Annotated in this window: 14 protein-coding genes; 6 read left to right on the top strand and 8 right to left on the bottom strand. The window is 70.4% G+C overall.

Annotation, left to right across the window (positions count from 1 at the left end; all coding sequences use genetic code 11):
* Positions 1–590: 590 nt before the first annotated feature.
* From WME96_RS02385 to WME96_RS02355, 7 genes are all read right to left on the bottom strand, one after another.
* Positions 591–1,532, bottom strand: a complete 942-nt coding sequence (locus WME96_RS02385; RefSeq protein WP_437288565.1) for an alpha/beta fold hydrolase — start codon at positions 1,530–1,532, stop codon at positions 591–593.
* On the bottom strand, positions 1,532–1,837 hold the full coding sequence (locus tag WME96_RS02380; RefSeq protein WP_437288564.1) for a hypothetical protein: 306 nt from the start codon (positions 1,835–1,837) through the stop codon (positions 1,532–1,534). The genes WME96_RS02385 and WME96_RS02380 overlap by 1 nt, the downstream gene beginning before the upstream one ends.
* Positions 1,838–2,064: 227 nt before the next feature.
* Positions 2,065–3,711 (bottom strand): fumarate hydratase, encoded by a 1,647-nt coding sequence (locus WME96_RS02375; RefSeq protein WP_437288563.1) that lies wholly within the window; start codon positions 3,709–3,711, stop codon positions 2,065–2,067.
* Between the two features lie 89 nt (positions 3,712–3,800).
* On the bottom strand, positions 3,801–4,571 hold the full coding sequence (locus WME96_RS02370; RefSeq protein ID WP_437288562.1) for a thioesterase II family protein: 771 nt from the start codon (positions 4,569–4,571) through the stop codon (positions 3,801–3,803).
* 43 nt (positions 4,572–4,614) lie between these two features.
* Entirely contained in the window at positions 4,615–5,532 is a 918-nt protein-coding gene (locus tag WME96_RS02365) for a hypothetical protein (protein WP_437288561.1), read from the bottom strand.
* Between the two features lie 261 nt (positions 5,533–5,793).
* Positions 5,794–6,786 (bottom strand): PEGA domain-containing protein, encoded by a 993-nt coding sequence (locus WME96_RS02360; RefSeq protein WP_437288560.1) that lies wholly within the window; start codon positions 6,784–6,786, stop codon positions 5,794–5,796.
* Positions 6,783–8,510, bottom strand: a complete 1,728-nt coding sequence (locus WME96_RS02355) for a serine/threonine-protein kinase (protein WP_437288559.1) — start codon at positions 8,508–8,510, stop codon at positions 6,783–6,785. The genes WME96_RS02360 and WME96_RS02355 overlap by 4 nt, the downstream gene beginning before the upstream one ends.
* A 220-nt stretch (positions 8,511–8,730) precedes the next feature.
* On the opposite strand from WME96_RS02355, the gene WME96_RS02350 reads away from it, so the two are divergent.
* The 6 genes from WME96_RS02350 to WME96_RS02325 all read left to right on the top strand — a co-directional run bounded on the left by WME96_RS02350 (position 8,731) and on the right by WME96_RS02325 (position 16,213).
* On the top strand, positions 8,731–10,227 hold the full coding sequence (locus WME96_RS02350; protein ID WP_437288558.1) for a hypothetical protein: 1,497 nt from the start codon (positions 8,731–8,733) through the stop codon (positions 10,225–10,227).
* 99 nt (positions 10,228–10,326) lie between these two features.
* The gene (locus WME96_RS02345; RefSeq protein WP_437288557.1) at positions 10,327–11,343 is read left to right on the top strand and encodes an aldo/keto reductase; all 1,017 of its coding nucleotides are present in this window, start codon (positions 10,327–10,329) and stop codon (positions 11,341–11,343) included.
* Between the two features lie 144 nt (positions 11,344–11,487).
* Positions 11,488–12,654, top strand: a complete 1,167-nt coding sequence (locus WME96_RS02340; RefSeq protein WP_437288556.1) for a glucose 1-dehydrogenase — start codon at positions 11,488–11,490, stop codon at positions 12,652–12,654.
* A 7-nt stretch (positions 12,655–12,661) separates the two neighbouring features.
* Positions 12,662–14,440, top strand: coding sequence for an IlvD/Edd family dehydratase (locus WME96_RS02335; protein ID WP_437288555.1), 1,779 nt, complete (start codon positions 12,662–12,664; stop codon positions 14,438–14,440).
* 27 nt (positions 14,441–14,467) lie between these two features.
* Positions 14,468–15,463, top strand: coding sequence for a C-terminal binding protein (locus WME96_RS02330; protein ID WP_437288554.1), 996 nt, complete (start codon positions 14,468–14,470; stop codon positions 15,461–15,463).
* Positions 15,464–15,517: 54 nt separating this feature from the next.
* Entirely contained in the window at positions 15,518–16,213 is a 696-nt protein-coding gene (locus tag WME96_RS02325; protein ID WP_437288553.1) for a cyclase family protein, read from the top strand.
* Between the two features lie 3 nt (positions 16,214–16,216).
* On the opposite strand, the gene WME96_RS02320 is transcribed toward WME96_RS02325, so the two are convergent.
* Positions 16,217–18,274, bottom strand: coding sequence for an amylo-alpha-1,6-glucosidase (locus WME96_RS02320; RefSeq protein ID WP_437288552.1), 2,058 nt, complete (start codon positions 18,272–18,274; stop codon positions 16,217–16,219).
* Positions 18,275–18,288: the final 14 nt, after the last annotated feature.

The following is an 18,288-nucleotide window of genomic DNA, read 5'->3' as shown; positions in this document are numbered from 1 at the left end:
AACTAGGCGGTATCTACCAAGCAAGCTATTACTCGCTTGCTTGTTCGCAGAGATGATTTGACCGCCTGCATTCACGACATCCCCCGCTATAAGAGCTTAACTACTCCGTTGACCTGAAGTTTGCAAAGACTTTTACGCTCGGAAACACTTGCGCACCCGACACGTAGGTGGCGCGGCGCGGCATCCTGGCGCAGCGCTTCATCGGCCGCCGAACACGCGACCGGCCGAGGTGGCGGGCCAACCGGGTCGAGGGGAGTGAATGTTGGCGCCCTGACAACCTCGCCTGGTATCGAGAGGCCCGACATGTGGCCGCGCGCACATCGCGCTCGCGCCAACATGCCAGTTGATCGGCCACACTGTCATTGTACACCGACAGCTCGGAGCGTGGTGACCGGAATGTGCGACCCAGGGCGATCCGCACAGGTCCGCCGGGGACACCAGCACAGGTCCGCTCGGCGGGGGTCATGGAGCCTGTTGGTAATGGCGCCCACACACCGACTCGTCGGCGACCCAGAGTCGGTTACCGCCTGACGCAGTATCCGCCCTGCGCGGAGCCTGAGCCCCGCCAGGGTCGCTCAGCAGTCGGGGATCTACCAGGGGTCCTGCGTCCAGAACCTGCGCACGACCTCGAGCGTGGCGTCGAGCTGCTCGAAGTGCGGGAGACCCCGCGTCGGGGAGACGCGAGCGACCTCGACGCGGGCGTTCTGCTGCGCGAGCTCGTCGAGACGGTCGAAGCGCGCGTGGGGGTCGCGATCGTAGAGGACCAGGGTGGGGACGGGCAGGCGGGCATAGAGACGCTGGAACGCGTCCTCGGTGAACAGGTCGCCGGCGATGAACGCGAGGGGGGCGCGGTGGGCGCCAGGCTCCTTCGAGGTGCGGATGGCGTAGTCGACAAGGCCGGGATCCGGCGCGCCGACGAAGTTCTTCTTCAGGAACCAGCGGATGCTCGGCGGCGTGGCGAGCACGCGGTAAAGCGCCTCGGCGACGTGAGGTACGTGCGAGACCGCCCGCAGGACGAGGCTCGCGCCGGGCGCCTCGCGGCCCAGCCCCGTGGGAGAGACGAGCACGAGGGTGTGAACGAGGCTCATCTCCTCGCAGGCGACGGCGGCGGCGAACTCCGAGGAGAGGGACAGCGCGATGACGTCGGCGCCGCCCGGCTCGCGCACCACGTCCGTGAGGAACCGGCGCACGGCGGCGCGGTAGAGCTCACGATCGTAAGCGCGGTCGGTGCGCTCGGAGAGGCCGAACCCCGGGAGATCGAGCGCATAGACGGGCCGCTCCGCGCGGAGCGCGTCGAACAGGGGGGCCACCTCCTTCGACGAGGCGGCCGCGTCGATCGCATGCAGGAGGACCACCGGGCGCCCCGTGGCGCGCGTGTCCACGTAGTACGCGAGGCGGCCCGCGCTCCACGTGTCCACGTGACGGATCTCCGCGTCGAGCGCGGGGGCCAGGGGGGCGCGCTCCGCCTTGCGGAGCGCGCTCGGCGCGAAGCGTCCGACGACCGCATCGAGGCTCATCGCGCGCGCGCCCATCACGTCTCCTCCGGCGAGAGCATGCCCTCGTCGTCCGCGCGCTCGATGTCGGCGATGCTGGCGGTCCTCGGAGCCGGTCGAGCGTCGACGCGGCCGCCCTCGTCCGGTCGATCCTGACCAGGCTCGCGGCGCCCGTCGCGCGCGGCTTGATCCGAGACCTCCTGCGCGGCGCGCACCAGCCTCTCGAGGCGCTCCTCTTCCATGTGATGACGAGCCCCGTCCGGTCCGCCGTGCCGATCCTCGAAACGGTGGTGCCCGGGATCGGGCTGGCCTCGGGGCACGGTGCGCTCAGGTCGAACTGTCATGCTCAGCTCCTTTCGCTGGAGCCCAGGAGCACGGACCGTGCCTCGGCAAATCGCCGCCCCGGAGACGCTCGCGCAGCGCTCGCTGGGCCGAGCAGGAGCAAACACGCCCCAGGCGTGACGCTTCGCCTCAGGGGATGTTTGTAGCGGGAGGTGCGTCTTTCCCGGGTCGCCGCCGATGTCGCGGACGAACGGACAGGAGCCCTCCGCGCTCGATCCGATACAGGCGCTCAGCCGGCGACGTCGAGCTTGCGGCCAGAGGGCTTGTTGATGTCGGCGAAGAAGTCGTTGCCCTTGTCGTCCACGACGATGAAGGCCGGGAAATCCTCGACCTCGATCTTCCAGACCGCCTCCATGCCGAGCTCGGGGTACTCGAGGACCTCGACCTTCTTGATGCAGTCCTTGGCGAGGCGCGCGGCCGGACCGCCGATCGAGCCGAGGTAGAAGCCGCCGTGCTTCTTGCAGGCCGCGGTGACCGCAGGGGAGCGGTTGCCCTTGGCGAGCATGACGTAGCTGCCGCCGCTCGCCTGGAAGAGATCGACGTACGCGTCCATGCGGCCGGCCGTGGTGGGCCCGAACGAGCCGGAGGCGTAGCCCGCCGGCGTCTTCGCGGGCCCGGCGTAGTAGACCATGAACTCCTGCATGTAGCTCGGCATGCCGTCGCCGCGGTCGAGCCGCTCCTTGATCTTCGCGTGCGCGATGTCGCGCGCGACGATCATCGGCCCGGTCAGCGAGAGCCGCGTCCGGATCGGATACTTCGAGAGCTCCGCCCGGATCTCGCGCATCGGGCGGCGGAGATCGAGCTTCACGACCTCGCCCCCGAGATCCGCCTCCGTGGGGTCGGGCAGGTACCTCGCGGGGTCGCTCTCGAGCTGCTCGAGGAAGATGCCCTCGCGCGTGATCTTGCCGAGCGCCTGCCGGTCCGCGGAGCAGGAGACGGCGATGCCCACCGGGCACGAGGCGCCGTGGCGCGGCAGGCGGATGACCCGCACGTCGTGGCAGAAGTACTTGCCCCCGAACTGGGCGCCGATCCCGGTGCGCTGCGCGAGCTCGAGGACCTTCTGCTCGAGATCGCGATCGCGGAAGCCGCGGCCGCGGGCGTTGCCCTCGGCCGGGAGCGTGTCGAGGTAACGCGCCGAGGCGAGCTTCGCGACCTTGAGCGTGTGCTCGGCCGAGGTGCCGCCGACGACGATCGCGAGGTGGTACGGCGGACACGCCGCGGTGCCGAGCGCGCGGATCTTCGCCTCCAGGAAGGAGAGCAGGCTCTCGGGGTTCAGGAGCGCCTTGGTCTCCTGATAAAGATAGCTCTTGTTCGCGGAGCCGCCGCCCTTCGCCATGAAGAGGAACTTGTAGGCGTCGCCGTCGGTCGCGAAGATCTCGATCTGCGCAGGGAGGTTGTCGTTCGTGTTGACCTCCCTGTACATGTCGAGCGGCGCGAGCTGCGAGTAGCGGAGGTTCTGCGCGCGGTAGGTCTCGAAGACGCCGCGCGCGATCGCGGCCTCGTCGCCGCCGCCGGTGAAGACGAGCTGGCCCTTCTTGCCCATGACGATGGCCGTGCCGGTGTCCTGGCACGACGGGAGCACGCCCCCCGCGGCGATGCTCGCGTTCTTGAGGAGCTCGAGCGCTACGAAGCGATCGTTCGAGGAGGCCTCGGGGTCGTCGAGGATGCGCGCGAGCTGCGCGAGGTGACCGGGCCGGAGGAGGTGGGCGATGTCGCGCATCGCCTCGCGCGCGAGCAGGGTGAGCCCCTCCGGCTCGACCTTGAGGAAGGTCGAGCCAGCGGCCTCGAAGGTGGAGACATGGTCGCGGCTGACGAGGCGGTACGGGGTCTCGTCATGGCCGAGGGGCAGCATGTCCTGGTACTGAAAATCGGTCATCGTTCGGGTCTCCGGGGGCAGGGAGGCTGCGGGTCCCCCTTCTTTGCATGGCTCCGGGCCCGGGCTCAACACCCGCCCGGAGCCGGCCGTCACGCGGGGAGATCGCGCGCCACGTCGTCGAGCACGGCTGAAATCGACCGGAGGAGCGGGGCGCGGGCGGTCCGCAGGAAGAAGTGCCCGCCGGGGAACACCTCGGTCCGGAAGGGCCCGCGCGTGTGCTCGCGCCATGCCTCCATCTCGGCGGGGCTCGCGCGCTCGTCGTCGACGCCCCCGAAGGCCGACATCGGGCAGTCGAGCGGGGGCCCGGGGACGAACGGCTCGGCCTCGTTGACGGCCACGTCGGCGCGGAGGACGGGAAGGAAGAGCGCGAGGAGATCCGGCTCGCGCAGGACCTCCTCGGGCGTGCCCCCCATGCGGCGGAGCCACGCGAGGAACTCGTCGTCGGGCAGGCCGTGGAGCGGAGCAACGATGGGCAGGTGGGGGGCGCGCCGCGCCGACACGAACAGGTGGCGCGGGAGCGGAGCGCCGCGGCGGCGCAGCTCGCGCGCAAGCTCGAAGCTCACCAGCGCGCCGAGGCTGTGGCCGTAAAACGCGAACGGCTTCGCGAGCCAGCCGTCGAGCGCGGTCGCGAGGGCCTGCACGAGCGGCGTGAGGCGCTCGAACGGCGGCTCGCTGAGGCGCGCCTCCCGGCCGGGGAGCTTGATCGCGCAGAGCTCCGTGTGCGCGGGGAGCTCGCGCCACCAGGCGCTGTAGACCGACGCGCCGCCGCCCGCATAGGGAAAGCAGAAGAGGCGGAGCCGGGAAGCGGGGTTCGGCCGCGGGCAGCCGACCCAGGCGTCGGAGGTCGAGCGCGTGGTCATGGGGTCGCGCTCAGCGTAGCTCGCCGCTGCCGCGCCCGCCTCCCTACCACTTGCTGCCGAGGGCGACGCGGATGGTGGCGACCTTGCCCTGATCGAGGCCGAAGCCGAGATCGTCGTCCAGCGCGACCAGCGCGCCGACGCGCGTGAACGAGCCCTTCACGAGCGGCTCCCAGGCGATGAACGGCTCCGCCGCGAGCTGGGCCGAGTTGCTGGAGGAGAGGGGGAACGCGGCCTGGAGGCGCATGCCGAGGCCGAAGTTCCCGAACGGGCGAAACTCGATCTCGTTGCCCTGCTCGATGACGGACTTCGTCATGTCGCCGTCCCGGGTCGGGAGGAAGACCTGGGCCGCCACGTCGTGGGTGAGGAACAGCATCTTGCCGAAGTGGATCTCGGTCCCGACGCGCGCCCGGAAGGCCCAGTGCCCGAGCAGCACGCGCTGCGCATCGAAGTAGGCCCGCGCGGGGAAGTTCGCCACCGCCGCGACCTCGAGCGTTCGCCCGGGGTGCGGGTGGAGCGGGATCGTCAGGCCCATGCCGCCGAAGACCGCGAGGTTGGGCAGCAGGTTGTCAGCGTAATGGAGGCCGAACGTGGGATTGCCGAGGAAGAACCTGCTGTAGCGCGCGTCGCTCTCGAACGTCCTGCCGAACAGATCCGTGGACTGGAAGCCCACGACATCGCCGTAGGCGAACGGTATCTCCGCGTCGAGGTGGAGACCGGCGAAGAGCTTGTACTGCGTGGCGGCGGTGATGGCGATGCCGAGCCGCTCGGACTCCGTGACCTCGACCTCGTCCGGATCGGCGCCCGCCGCCGCGGTGTACCTCTGGTACGACGAGCTGAGGACGTCGATCTCGAATCCGAACCGGCCACCCTGGCTCTTCGCCCAACGCTCCTTCGTCTTGTCCGTGATGGGCTGCCGCGGCGCCGCCTCTTGCGCGAGCGCAGGCGCGGCCAGGGAGAGCATGAGGAACAAGGTACCAAGAGACGCTTTGGTCGTGCTCACCTGGTGTCTCCCATCTCGTACTGGACTCGAGGGATGCGCGGGCGATTGACCACCTTGTCGTACTGTCGCCGCCGCGCCGCCGCGCCGCACGGGCGAGGCCCCATGAACCGCGGCGCTCGCCCGGATCAATGCAGCCCGAGCGCGCTGGATGCAAGCTTTTTGACCGCTGTGACCCTGCGACGCCCCGCGTCGGGACAGCGTTGGACGAAGGAAGGCACTCGCCTAGAAGGAGCCCACGAGCTGGAGCGATGACGGCGTGCACACGAGCCTGACGGAGGGAGATGGCGCGCGCGCTCCGTCGCCGCGCTCCGGGCCTCCGCCGACGACCGTGAGAACCAGCGAGACGCCGCCGGCGATGACGGCGGCGCCGGCGACCAGGTCGGCGGTGAGCGCGAGCGTCGCGGTCCTTTTCCGCTCGCGATCGATCGTCCGCGCGTCGCCGGGGAACGCGTCGAGCGCGGCCTGGAGGTCGGCAGAGGCGCCGAGAGCGATGACCCCGGTGACGGCCGCCCCCGCGGCGAGCGTGCCGGTCGCGATCCACGGGAGCACGGGCGCGCTCCACGCCGCGCGAGGGGCGCGATCCACCGGGGCGCTGGGCTGCGCCGACGAGGAGGCCACCGGGCTGCCCGCGCCCTCGGCCCGCAGGGCGCGCGCCTCGGGCAGCTCGATCCGGAGCTGGACGTGATCGCCGCCGGCCACCTCGATGACCCGCAGGACGGCCGGGCGACCCGGCACCTCGGCGACGATGCGCCGGCGCCCGGCGCTGAGCAGCAGGGGCTCGGCGAGCGGCGTCTTGCCCACGGGCACATCGTCCACGGAGATCTCGACGCCAGGCGCCGAGGTCGATAACGCGACGGTCGCGACGCGGCCCCGCAGGACGGCGATGTCCCTCTCGACCTCGGCCCGCCGGTCGCCCGCGATCCGCGCGCCGCCGTCGGCGAGGTATTTCTCGAAGGCGCGCAGGGCGCAGGCGTAGTCCCTGAGCTGATAACACGCCCCGGCGACGTTGAAGAGCACCTGATATGCGGGCGCGAGCGCGTAGGCGCGGCGAAACTCGGTGAGCGCCGCGATGTAGTCGGCCTCGCCGTAGAGCTCGACGCCGCGCCGGAAGCGCGCGTCGGCCTCCGCGGTCCTGTCGGCGGGCTCGGCGAGCGCGCCGCGCGGGACGACGAGCGCGATTGCGGCGCACAGGGCGAGGGCTCGCGGGATCCTCATCGGGCGTAGGGGCTCTCCAGGTCGATGGCGCGCCGCGGCCTCCGCTCGGTCAACGTCGGCGCGGGCAACGTCGGCGCGGGCGCGATGGGCGGCGACGCGGCCGCCGCGGGGCCCGTCGTGGCGGCGATCACCGGCGCTCTCCGAGGGATGGGGAGGCGCTCGACTGGCCGCGGCTCCGGCGCGCGCTCCAGCGACAGGCTCAAGAAGAGATCGTTGCTCGCCGTGATCTTCTCTTCACGCGCGAGGAAGCCCGGCGCCTCGGCGCGGACGACGTGCTCGCGGCCGTCCCTCACGAGCCGCCCCGCGTAGGGGCCGAGCGATACCTGCGCTCCATCGACGGAGAGCTTCGCGTCGGCGGGCGAGACGCGGACGACGAGTTTGATCGCCTCGCCTTGGCTCGATGAGGGCTCCGCCTCTTGCCCTGGGGAGGGCTCCGTCGCCGCGGACGCGGCGGCCAGCGCCTGGCGCTCCGGGCCCGACGCGGCCCTCAAAGGCCGCGCGCGCATGAAGCCGACGCTCGCGATTCCCACCACGGCGACGCAGGCGACCGCGATCGCGACGAGCGCGCGGCCCGGGCGCGCGGCGGGCTCCTTCGGCTCGGTCGAGCTCACCGAGGGCAACATCGAGCTCGCGTGCGATACGCTGGGGGCCGCGGGCGCGGTCAAGGTCGGGGTCATCGACACCGGGCTCGCGCTGAGCCTCGGGAGCTCGACGAGCGCGCCCCTCGGCTGGCTCCCGCTCCAGCGCACGCCGCCCAGCTGCTCCTCCACGAGCAGCTTGAGCCGCGCCCGGTCCTCCGCGAACTGGCTGGCCACGATCGCGCCGACGTGCCGCGCGGTCATGTCCCTGTGGTGCTCGTGGAGCCAGCGCTCGAGCTCCTCCTGAAGCTCGGCCGCGGTGGCATACCGGGCTCCGAGCGCGGGCGCGAGCGCCTTCATGCAGATCCGCTCGAGCTCGGGGTCGACGTGGACCGTGGACGCTTCTTCCCGCAGCAACGGGAGCTCCCCGAGGGCGAGCCGCCCGAGGATCGCGAGGTCGTTGTAGCCCTTCCACATGCGCCTGCGGGCGATCGCCTCCCACAGGATCACGCCCACGGAGAAGATGTCGGAGCGCCGGTCGACGCGCTCGCCGCGCGCCTGCTCCGGCGACATATACGACACCTTTCCCTTGAGCGTCCCGGTGCGCGTCTCCGACAACGAGTCGGCTGCCTTGGCGATGCCGAAATCGACCACCTTGATCACGCCGTCGTAGGTGACGAAGATGTTCTGCGGGCTCGCGTCACGGTGGACCACGTCGATGGGTGTGCCGTCGAAATCGCGCAGCTCGTGCGCGTGATGGAGCCCGGCGAGGGCGTCGCACAGGACGCGCACCTGGAGCGGGAGCGGCACCTTGTCGTGCCCCATGCGGCTGCGGACGGCGCCGAGCGGCTGGCCATCGAGGTACTCCATGGCGATGAAGAAGCGCGCTCCGTCGTCGCCGACCTCGTACGTCTGCACGACGTTCGGGTGGTTGAGCCGGGCCGCGAGGCGCGCCTCGTCGAGGAACATCGCGAGGATGTCGGCGTCCGCGCACAGCTCTGCCCGCACCCGCTTCAGCACGACGAGCTTGTTGAACCCCACCGGCCCCTGGGCGACCGCGAGGCACACGTCCGCCATGCCGCCCCTGCCAATCTCGACGATCGGGCGATATCTCCGCCAGTCATTGGGATCGCTGGGAGCGCTCATTCGACCTGTGCTGGGTCGATCCCGCCGAGGGGAAGCCCGGCGGCAGGATGCCTGTGGCCTGTTACTTCGAGGCAACCTCCGGGTGACGTTCCCGCGAATGCGGGCGGCCTCCGCAGGCCGGTTTCGTCCGTGTATCCTGTGAGCCCGGAGCGCCGGGCCTCTGCCGGGCGCCGGGCACGCGGCGCGGCGTCAACCGCTCTCTTGCACTCAGGACATCGAGATGAACGACAAGCGCCGTCGCACCGACTCACCTGCCCTCGCCCTCGCCCTGAGCACGCTCACAGCCGGCGCCCTCGCCACGGGCGGCCTCGCGTGCTCGCTCATCGTCGAGCGCCGTGGCGAGCAATGCAACGCGGACGCGGACTGCGCGCAGTTCGGCGGTGCGGTCTGCGCTGTCGCGGAGCGCGTCTGTGTCCCCGCGTCGAGCGGACCGGGGGGCGGCGGCGTCACCCCGGCGGATTGCGCGGCGACCGACAAGCCCATCGCGGAGATCGCCGGGGACATCACGGAGGATTTCACGCTGAGATGCGGACTTGATTACCTGCTCGAGGGTCAGGTGAACGTCACCGCGGGGGCGACGCTGACCGTCGAGAAGGGCACGACGATCCGCGGCGACAGCAACCCGCAGGCCCCCGCGGTCCTCGTGGTGCACCCCGGCTCCAAGCTCATCGCCGTGGGCACGAAGGACGAGCCCATCGTGTTCACGAGCGGCAAGGCCCCGGAGGACCGGCGTCCCGGGGACTGGGGGGGCGTCATCCTCCTCGGCAACGCGCGGATCAACCACGTGGACGGGGAAGGCAACCACGTCCCGGGTCAGATCGAGGGCCTGACGAACGGCGGGCAGTACGGAGGAATCGACGACAACGACTCGAGCGGCACGCTCAAGTACGTGCGCATCGAGTACTCCGGCGTGAAGATCGCGCCAAACAACGAGATCAACGGGCTCACCCTGGGCGGGGTGGGCCGCGGGACGATCATCGATTTCGTCCAGGTGAGGCACGTGTCCGACGACTGCTTCGAGTTCTTCGGGGGCGCGGTGAACGCGAAGCACCTCGCCTGCCAGTACAGCGGCGACGACGCGTTCGACTGGGACTACGGCTACCGCGGCAAGCTCCAGTTCCTGGTCGCGCAGCAGGACCCAGGCGTCGCGGAGGAGACGAACGGGTTCGAGGGGGACAACGACCCGCTCGCGCTCACGCCGGCGCCCGAGCCGAGGAGCGAGCCCACGATCTACAACGCGACGCTCTGCGGGAAGGGCGTGGACCTGGACAAGGAGCAGTATGGCATTCTGCTCCGCCGGTCGACGAGGGCGACCATCGTCAACACGATCGTCACGGGCTTCGAATCTGGCCTCGACGTGCGCGACCCGGAGACCGTGCCGAACGTGTCGAGCTCGATCTTCTCCAACCTGGTGAACGACTTCGCCTTCGCCGAGGTGAGCGACGGGACAGGCCCGCTCGCGGATGACGACGGCGGCTTCGATGAAATCGAGCTCCTGAGCGACCCCGACCGGAAGAATCGGGCCGTGGACCCGGGTATCCAGGGTTGCTTCGATCCCTCGGCGCCGGTCTTCGGTCCCGTGAAGTCCTTGACGGAGAACGCGGCCACGCCGACGGGCGGCTTCTTCGATCCTGACGCCGCGTTCGTAGGCGCGTTCAGGGACGCCGACGACACCTGGGCCACGTCGGGGAAATGGGCGGTGTGGAGCGCGAACTAACCGGGCTCGGCGACAGATCGGATGGCCCGCTTGAGGCCGCCGGCGCCAGCGGGCATGCCAGATGCCTCCGATGGCCGGAGTGAGCCGAGGAGGCTGGATATGGAGCACGTGAACCTTCGTGATGTGCCGATCCCGGCGAGCCGGATCGGGCTCGGGACCTGGGCCATCGGCGGGTATCAATGGGGGGGCGCCGACGACGACGTGTCGGTTCGAACGATTCACGCGGCGCTCGACCTCGGGATCAACCTCATCGACACGGCACCTGCCTACGGGTTCGGGCACTCCGAAGAGGTCGTCGGTCGGGCGATCGCCGAGCGGGGCCAGCGCGATCGGGTCGTCCTCGCGACCAAGGTGGGCCTCGAGCGGCGCGGGGACGCGCTCTTCAGGAACGGGACGCGACGGCAGATCCTGGAGGAAATCGAGCTCTCGCTCAGCCGGTTGCGCACCGACTACATCGACCTGTACCAGGTCCATTGGCCGGATCCGCAAACGCCCTACGAAGAGACGGCCGCGGCCCTCCTCGAGCTCCAGCGGGAGGGCAAGATCCGCGCGATCGGCGTCTCCAACTATCCGATCGACGCGATGCTGCGGTTCCGTACCGTCGCGCCGATCGCCTCGGCCCAGCCGCCGCTGAACCTCTTCGAGAGGCAAGCGGAGGCGGACATCCTGCCCTGGTGCCGCGACAACGGGGTCGCCACGCTCACGTACGGCGCGCTCTGCCGCGGGCTCTTGAGCGGCGCGATCGACGAGAAGACCGAGTTCCTCGGTGACGACCTCAGGAGGGTCGACCCGAAGTTCCAGCCGCCGCGCTTCGCGCAGTACCTCGACGCGGTGAGGCGCCTCGAGCGGTTCGCGCGCGACCGCTACGGCCGGAGCGTGCTCGCGCTCGCGGTGCGCTGGGTGCTCGACCAGCCCGGTGTCTCGGTGGCCCTCTGGGGAGCCCGGCGGCCGGAGGAGCTCGCGCCGATGAAGGAGTTGATGGGCTGGAGCCTCGACGACGAGGCCCGCGCCCATATCGACGCTGTGCTCGCCCAGACGGTGCACGACCCGGTGGGTCCCGAGTTCATGGCGCCGCCGGAGCGGCCCGCCGCGGAGGGGGAGCGCTCGGCAGCTTGACGGTACGGAGGATCCGCCATCTCGCGCGGTCGCCCGAGGTCGCGGGCCAGACCGCACAGAGCGGGCTTGCCGCGATCCCACGGGCGACCCATGGAGCCCATCGCGCGGCGGCGCGCGAGCCAGTGCGCGCAGGGAGGGGAACGCGTGAGATCGGTTGCTGCCTTCATGGCCGAAGGGGTGGTGCGCCTCGTGGAGGAGGACGGGCCGGATGCCCTGCCGCTGGCGCGCGGGCATGTGCTGCTTCGCCCCCTCGAAGTCGGCGTGTGCGGAACAGACCGGGAGATCGCGGCGTTCGCCTACGGATCCGCGCCTCCAGGAAAGGATCGGCTCGTGCTGGGACACGAGGCTGTCGCGGAGGTCGCGCGGACCGGCGAGGGTGTGGAGCGCGTTCGTCCCGGAGATCTCGTGGTGCCGATGGTGCGCCGGCCCTGCGACCGCGTCGAGTGCCCGGCCTGCCACGCCGGGCGCCAGGACTTTTGCACGACAGGCGAGTTCATCGAGCGCGGGATCCGCAGGGCGGACGGCTTCATGACCGAGCTCGTCGTCGACGAGGAACGCTACCTCGTTCACGTTCCACCGTGGGCCTTCGAGCTCGGCGTCCTCGTCGAGCCGCTGAGCATCACGGCCAAAGCGTTCGCCCAGCTCGACGCCATCCTGACGCGCCTGCCATGGGATCATGACGGGGCGCGAGGCCTGGTCCTCGGCGCTGGACCGATCGGCGTGCTCACGGCGATGGGCCTGGTCGCGAGGGGAGCTCGGACTGTCGTCTACTCGAGGGAGCCCGAAGACGACGACCGGGCGGAGCTCGTGCGCGGCATCGGCGCCGACTACGTATCGAGCGGGACCACCGACGTCCCCGGGCTCGTGCGCCGCGCCGGGCCGTTCGACGTGATCATCGAGGCGGTCGGCGTGCCCGAGTTCGCGTTCCAGACCGTCCGGGCGCTGGCGCCCAACGGCGTGTTCATCGTCACGGGCGTCCCCGCGCCGAGGCCCGCGATCGGCTTCGATGCTGCCGGCTTGATGCGCGATCTCGTCCTGCACAACCAGGTGATCGTCGGGACCGTGAACGCCGGCAGCGCGTCCTACGAGGAAGCCGTTCGCATGCTCGAACGGTTCCTGATCCTGTTTCCCGACTCGGTGCGACGGGTGATCCAGCGGCGCGTCGCGCTCGACGAGGCGCCGGCCTTGCTGCGACGACCAGGGGGTGGCGTGAAGACGGTGATCCGCATCGCAGAGGCCGGAGCGGCGACGCGCGACGAGCGGCTCCCGACTCCCGGGCGGGCCGCGGCGCGATCGGATCGCGGAGGGTGAGCGCGCGATGAGCCAGACGCGAAAGCTGCGGAGCCAGGCCTGGTGGGACGATGAGACAGCCCCGGACATGACGGCGCTGTACGTCGAGCGTTACCTGAACTTCGGGCTGACGCTGGGAGAGCTGCAGTCCGGCCGCCCCATCATCGGGATCGCCCAGACGGGGAGCGATCTCGTGCCGTGCAACCGACACTTGCTGAGCCTCGCCGTCCGGATCAAGGAGGGCGTGCGCGATGCCGGCGGGATCCCGCTGGAATTTCCGGCTCACCCTCTCCAGGAAACGGGCAAGAGGCCCACCGCAGCCCTCGACAGGAACCTCGCGTACCTCGGGTTGGTGGAGGTGCTCTTCGGATATCCGCTCGACGGCGTGGTGCTCACGACGGGCTGCGACAAGACGACGCCGTCCTGCCTGATGGCGGCGGCGACGGTCGACCTGCCCGCGATCGTGCTCTCGGGCGGGCCGATGTTGAACGGGTATTACCAGGGAACGCGCGCAGGCTCGGGGCTCGTGCTCTGGGAGGCGCGCAGGCTGCTGGCGGCCGGCGAGATCGGCTACGCGGAGTTCATGGACATGGTCGCCGCGGCCGCGCCCAGCGCGGGGCACTGCAACAGCATGGGAACGGCCTTGTCGATGAACGTCCTCGCCGAGGCCCTCGGGATGTCGTTGCCCGGGTGCGCGGCGATCCCGGCGCCTTACCGGGAACGGGCGCAGATGGCGTACGCGACCGGACGCCGGATCGTGGAGCTGGTCCACGAGGACCTGAGGCCGAGCGCGATCATGACCAAGGCCGCGTTCGAGAACGCCATCGCCGTCGCAGATGCGATCGGCGCGTCGACCAACTGTCCGATCCACATGAACGCCATCGCGCGCCATATCGGGGTCGAGTTGACCAACGACGACTGGCAGAGGGTGGGGCAAGACGTGCCCTTGCTCGTCGACTGCCAGCCGGCCGGGCGCTTCCTGGGAGAGGACTTCCATCGCGCGGGAGGGGCGCCCGCCGTCATGAACGAGCTGCTCCGCGCCGGCCGCCTCCACGCGGATGCCCTCACGGTCTCGGGACGCACGGTGGGGGCGAACGTGGCGAACGCCGCCGCCACCGACCGCGACGTGATCCGACCGTACGAGGAGCCCCTGCGCCCCGCGGCAGGCTTGCTCGTCATGAGCGGGAACCTCTTCGATTCGGCCGTCATGAAGGTGAGCGTGATCGGCGAGGCCTTTCGGGACCGCTACCTGTCGGACCCCGAGCACCCCGACGTCTTCACGGCGCGGGCCGTCGTCTTCGAGGGGCCGGAGGATTACCACGCGCGCATCAACGACCCATCGCTCGAGATCGACGAGCGCTGCATCCTCGTCATGCGCAGCACGGGGCCGGTCGGGTATCCGGGCTCCGCGGAGGTCGTGAACATGCAGCCGCCCGACGCGCTGCTCCGGCGCGGGGTGACGTCGCTGCCGACGCTCGGCGACGGCCGCCAGAGCGGTACGTCGGACAGCCCCTCGATCGTGAACGCGTCGCCCGAGTCGGCGATGGGAGGGGGCCTCGCGCTGCTCCGGACCGGGGATCGCATCCGGGTCGACCTGCAGCGGCGCCGCGTGGACGTGCTGCTCTCCGACGAGGAGCTCGAACAGCGCCGCAAGTCCCTCACGCCGCACCACCGCGAGAGCCAGACTCCATGGCAGGAGCTCTACCGGAGCTCGGTCGGTCCGCTGTCCACCGGCGCGTGCTTCGAGCCGGCGATCCGGTACCAGCGCCTCGTTCAGCTTCGCGGGCTGCCTCGCCACTCGCACTGAACGGATCGGGAAGCAGAGGTGAGCGCCATGAGCATGCAAGAGACGGGGCCGGTCGTCGTGCTGGACCACGATTTCGGCGACATCGATATCGAGCGATCCATCATGGAGCCGGCCGGCCTGGAGGTCGTCGCCGCGCAATGCAAGACCGAAGACGACGTCGTGGCCGTCGCGCGCGACGCCGCCGGCGTGCTCACGCAGTACGCAGAGGTCAAGGAGCGCGCCCTCTCGGGGCTCCGGCGCTGCCGGGTGATCGCTCGGTACGGGACCGGCGTCGACACCGTCGACGTCGCGGCGGCGACGAGGCGTGGGATCCGCGTGACCAACGCGCCGAACGAGTGGTGCGCCGACGAGGTCGCCGACCACGCCGTGGCGCTCCTGCTCACGCTCGCCCGCAAGCTCCCCGCGTACGATCGCGCCACGCGCCGCGGTTCCTGGTCGTGGCAGGATGGCCGGCCCATCCACCGGATGCGCGGGGCGACCCTGGGCCTCCTGTCGTTCGGCGCGATCGCGCGGGGCATCGGCGCGCGGATGGCGAGCTTCGGCGTGCGCGTGACGGCGCACGACCCCTTCCTCGACCCGGACGAGATCCGCGCCGCCGGCGCTGCCCCCGTGTCCTTCGACGAGCTCCTGGAGCGCTCCGACCACGTCGTCGTCCAGGCGCCGCTCACGTCCGCGACGCGTGGTCTCATCGGGGAGCGCGAGCTCCGGCGCATGAAGCCGACAGCCATCCTCGTGAACACCGCCCGCGGGCCCATCATCGATGACGACGCTCTGTACCGGGCGCTCCGGGAGGGATGGATCGCAGGAGCCGGGCTCGACGACATCGCCGAGGAGCCGGCGAAGCGGCGCGGCTGGACGCCGGCGAGCCCGCTCTTCTCCCTCGATAACGTCGTCGTGACGCCTCACGCGGCCTACTACTCGGAAGAGTCGCTCGAGTTCGTCCGGCGGTTCGCGGCGAACGAGGTCGTTCGCGTCCTCTCCGGGCAAGAGCCGATGTCGCCCGTGAACCTGAAGGCCGCGTGAGGTCGCCTGCGCCGGCGCCGGCGGGCACGGCGAATGCCTTCCATGGACGCGTCCATGGAACGACCAGCCTTGAACCAGTCCGCAGCCCCGAGCCCGTGCGACGAGCCCTGGGTCGACGTGAGCGTCCCGATCCGTGACGGCATGGTGCACTGGCCGGACAACCCCGCCGTGGAGATCGTCCAGACGCAGCATCTCGAGCGCGGCGACCCCGCGACGGTCTCACGCCTCTCGCTCGGCGTGCACACCGGCACGCACGTGGATGCTCCGGCTCATTTCCTGCGCCGCGGCGCGGGGATCGATCGCATCCCGCTCGACCGGTTGATCGGGCCGGCGCGCGTCCTCGATCTCGGAGAGGCCGATCGGATCCGGCCGGACCACCTCGCGCAGATCGAGATCCACCCGGGCGACCGAGTCCTGTTCAAGACGAGAAACTCTCGATTCTGGGGCGACTCGCGGTTTCGCGCCGATTACACCTATCTGTCCCTGGACGCAGCCCGTCACCTGGTCGAGCGAGGCATCTGGACCGTGGGGATCGACTACCTGTCGATCGGAGACATGGATCATGGCGCCGAGACGCACCGGGTCCTGCTCGCGGCGGGCGTCTGCGTCATCGAGGGGCTGGATCTCTCGGGCGTCGAGCGCGGCGCTTACGACCTCGTCGGCCTGCCGATACGCCTGGAGGGCCTCGACGGCGCTCCTGCGCGGGTCGTCTTGCGCCGGCGACGACCGGAGCCGACGGAGGTTCGATAGCGGTCAGGTTCGAACATGAGCGCCCGGCTCCGGCCGCGCGCGGCCGAAGGCGTCGCTCCTGCCCCAGCGCCCAGGGATGTCGAGGAGCCGGATCTCCCCGAGCTCGGCAGGGACCGCCGGATCGACGACAAGGCGGTTCCCCATGGGCTCCAGCCCGAGCAAGGCGCGGAGGAAGAGCAGAGGAGCCCCGGCGGCCCACGCCTGGGGGCTGCACGCCGTGGGATATTCGACCGGAAACCTCGTGAGCTCTCGCGGATACCCGGCGAACGCCTCCGGCAAGCGGTGATGGAAGAAGGGCGCCGCGGCCAGGTTGCTCGTCGCCACACGCCCAGCCTCCACGCTGAAGCCGTAGCGCCGGAGCCCGAGCGCGATCAACGAATTGTCGTGCGGCCATACAGTCCCGACGTGATATCCGATGGGGTTGTACCCGCCCTCGTCGTCGGCCATGGTACGTACTCCCCAACCGCTGAACAGGCGGGGGCCGAGGAGGTGCTCGGCCACGCGTTCGGCCCTGGATTCCTCGACGATGCCGCTCCAGAGCAGGTGGCCGATGTTCGAGGTCAGGGAATCGACCCTGCGCTTCTGGCCATCCAGGGCGAGCGCGAAGAAGCCGCGATCGTCGAGCCAGAAGTCCCGGTTGAAGCGGCGCTTCAGCTCCTCCGCCTCTCGCTCGAGGCGCGCCGCGAGCTCGGGGTCCCGCCAGATCTCGCGCGCGAGCCGGGCGCTCCGCACCTTCGCGTCGTAGGCGTAGCCCTGGATCTCACAGCACGCGAGGGGCCGCGGCGCGAGCGATCCGTCATGGAACACGATGGAGTCCCATGAGTCTTTCCAGCACTGGTTCTCCAGGCCAGTCTCGGGGTTGCGCGTGTCGTACTCGACGTACCCGTCGCCATCCCGGTCCCCCCACTCGTCGAGCCATCGGAGGGCGGCGCGCGCGGCGTGTTCCATCGACACGACGAGCTCAGCGTCGCCGGTCCAGCGCTCGTACTCGTCCAGCAAGATCAGGAAGAGCGGCGTCGAGTCGGCAGCGCCGAAGTAGGGAGAGTGCGGCCGCTCTTCGAAGGCGGTCAGCTCGCCCCATCGGACCTCGTGGAGGATCTTCCCCGGCTCCTCGTCGCGGAAATCGTCCCGCCGGGTGCCCTGGCGGCGCGCGAGGTAGCGAAGGGTGGAGCGCGCGAGCTCGGGGACGAACGGCAATGCTTGCAGGCTCGTGATGATGCTGTCGCGGCCGAACGCCGCCATGAACCACGGCAGGCCAGCGGCCGGTATGGCGGCGTCCGGCATGAGCTTGGAGAAGAAGCGCAGCGCGGCCAGGTCGATGAGGCTCCGCTCGTACGTTCGCGCGAGGGGGTCGTTCGAGGTGATGAGCCGTGGCGCCCTGTCGAGCCAGCTCTCGAGGCTGGTGCCGATGTTCGGGCGCGCGTGGCTCTCGCCGTGGGCATACTTCACCCGGCTGTGCCGCCCCTCCAGCCCGTCGATCGCCGCCAGGACGTCGAGGCAGGTGCTCCAGGTGCCATGCGGCTCGATGTGCACCCGGAAGGCGAGGCCGCTCGGCTCGATCCGCGCGGGCTGCGACGCCGAGATCCATGTCTCGCGCACGAAGCGCTCGCGCCTGTATCCGAGCACGAGCCGGTTGTCCTCGATGCGGTGATAGTGCTCGCCTTTCTTCTGAAGCATGTCCTTGACCTCGAACAGGTCGGCGAAATCGGCGGCGGCCCGGATCCGGACGTCGAGATCGACGGGGGCCTTGTCGTGGTTCATGAGCAGGAGATCCTCGTGGAACCCGTCGCCCGCGAGCCGGGTCCGGACGACCGACAGGGTCGATTGGACGTACATCGCGGCAGGCCTCGGGACGAGGAAGAACTGGGCCTGGAAGTACTGCACGTCGTCGGTGGACAGCGCGGCCGGCACGACGCCGTCGATCGTCAAGACCCATTCGGAGAGGAAGCGCGTGTCGAGGTGAAAGAGGCCGAGCGGACGGTTGACCGAATGTTCGATGTTGCCGCGCAGGTCGCTGACGACGAACGTGCCGCCGTCCAGGATGCTCACTTGCCGTTCCATGTCCCCCTCCGACG

This window comes from Sorangium sp. So ce406, assembly GCF_051474675.1.
In the GTDB taxonomy this organism is placed as follows: domain Bacteria; phylum Myxococcota_A; class Polyangia; order Polyangiales; family Polyangiaceae; genus Sorangium; species Sorangium cellulosum_G.
The sequence above is the reverse complement of the archived record's forward strand: the minus strand, read 5'-3'. Positions and strand labels throughout refer to the sequence as shown.

Coding starts and splice junctions, on each gene's coding strand:
- WME96_RS02325 (WP_437288553.1), top strand. CDS start 15,518: ATGGAACGACCAGCCTTGAACCAGTCCGCAGCCCCGAGCCCGTGCGAC.
- WME96_RS02350 (WP_437288558.1), top strand. CDS start 8,731: ATGAACGACAAGCGCCGTCGCACCGACTCACCTGCCCTCGCCCTCGCC.
- WME96_RS02320 (WP_437288552.1), bottom strand. CDS start 18,274: ATGGAACGGCAAGTGAGCATCCTGGACGGCGGCACGTTCGTCGTCAGC.
- WME96_RS02365 (WP_437288561.1), bottom strand. CDS start 5,532: ATGCTCTCCCTGGCCGCGCCTGCGCTCGCGCAAGAGGCGGCGCCGCGG.
- WME96_RS02360 (WP_437288560.1), bottom strand. CDS start 6,786: ATGAGGATCCCGCGAGCCCTCGCCCTGTGCGCCGCAATCGCGCTCGTC.
- WME96_RS02330 (WP_437288554.1), top strand. CDS start 14,468: ATGAGCATGCAAGAGACGGGGCCGGTCGTCGTGCTGGACCACGATTTC.
- WME96_RS02335 (WP_437288555.1), top strand. CDS start 12,662: ATGAGCCAGACGCGAAAGCTGCGGAGCCAGGCCTGGTGGGACGATGAG.
- WME96_RS02380 (WP_437288564.1), bottom strand. CDS start 1,837: ATGACAGTTCGACCTGAGCGCACCGTGCCCCGAGGCCAGCCCGATCCC.
- WME96_RS02370 (WP_437288562.1), bottom strand. CDS start 4,571: ATGACCACGCGCTCGACCTCCGACGCCTGGGTCGGCTGCCCGCGGCCG.
- WME96_RS02375 (WP_437288563.1), bottom strand. CDS start 3,711: ATGACCGATTTTCAGTACCAGGACATGCTGCCCCTCGGCCATGACGAG.
- WME96_RS02385 (WP_437288565.1), bottom strand. CDS start 1,532: ATGGGCGCGCGCGCGATGAGCCTCGATGCGGTCGTCGGACGCTTCGCG.
- WME96_RS02355 (WP_437288559.1), bottom strand. CDS start 8,510: ATGAGCGCTCCCAGCGATCCCAATGACTGGCGGAGATATCGCCCGATC.
- WME96_RS02345 (WP_437288557.1), top strand. CDS start 10,327: ATGGAGCACGTGAACCTTCGTGATGTGCCGATCCCGGCGAGCCGGATC.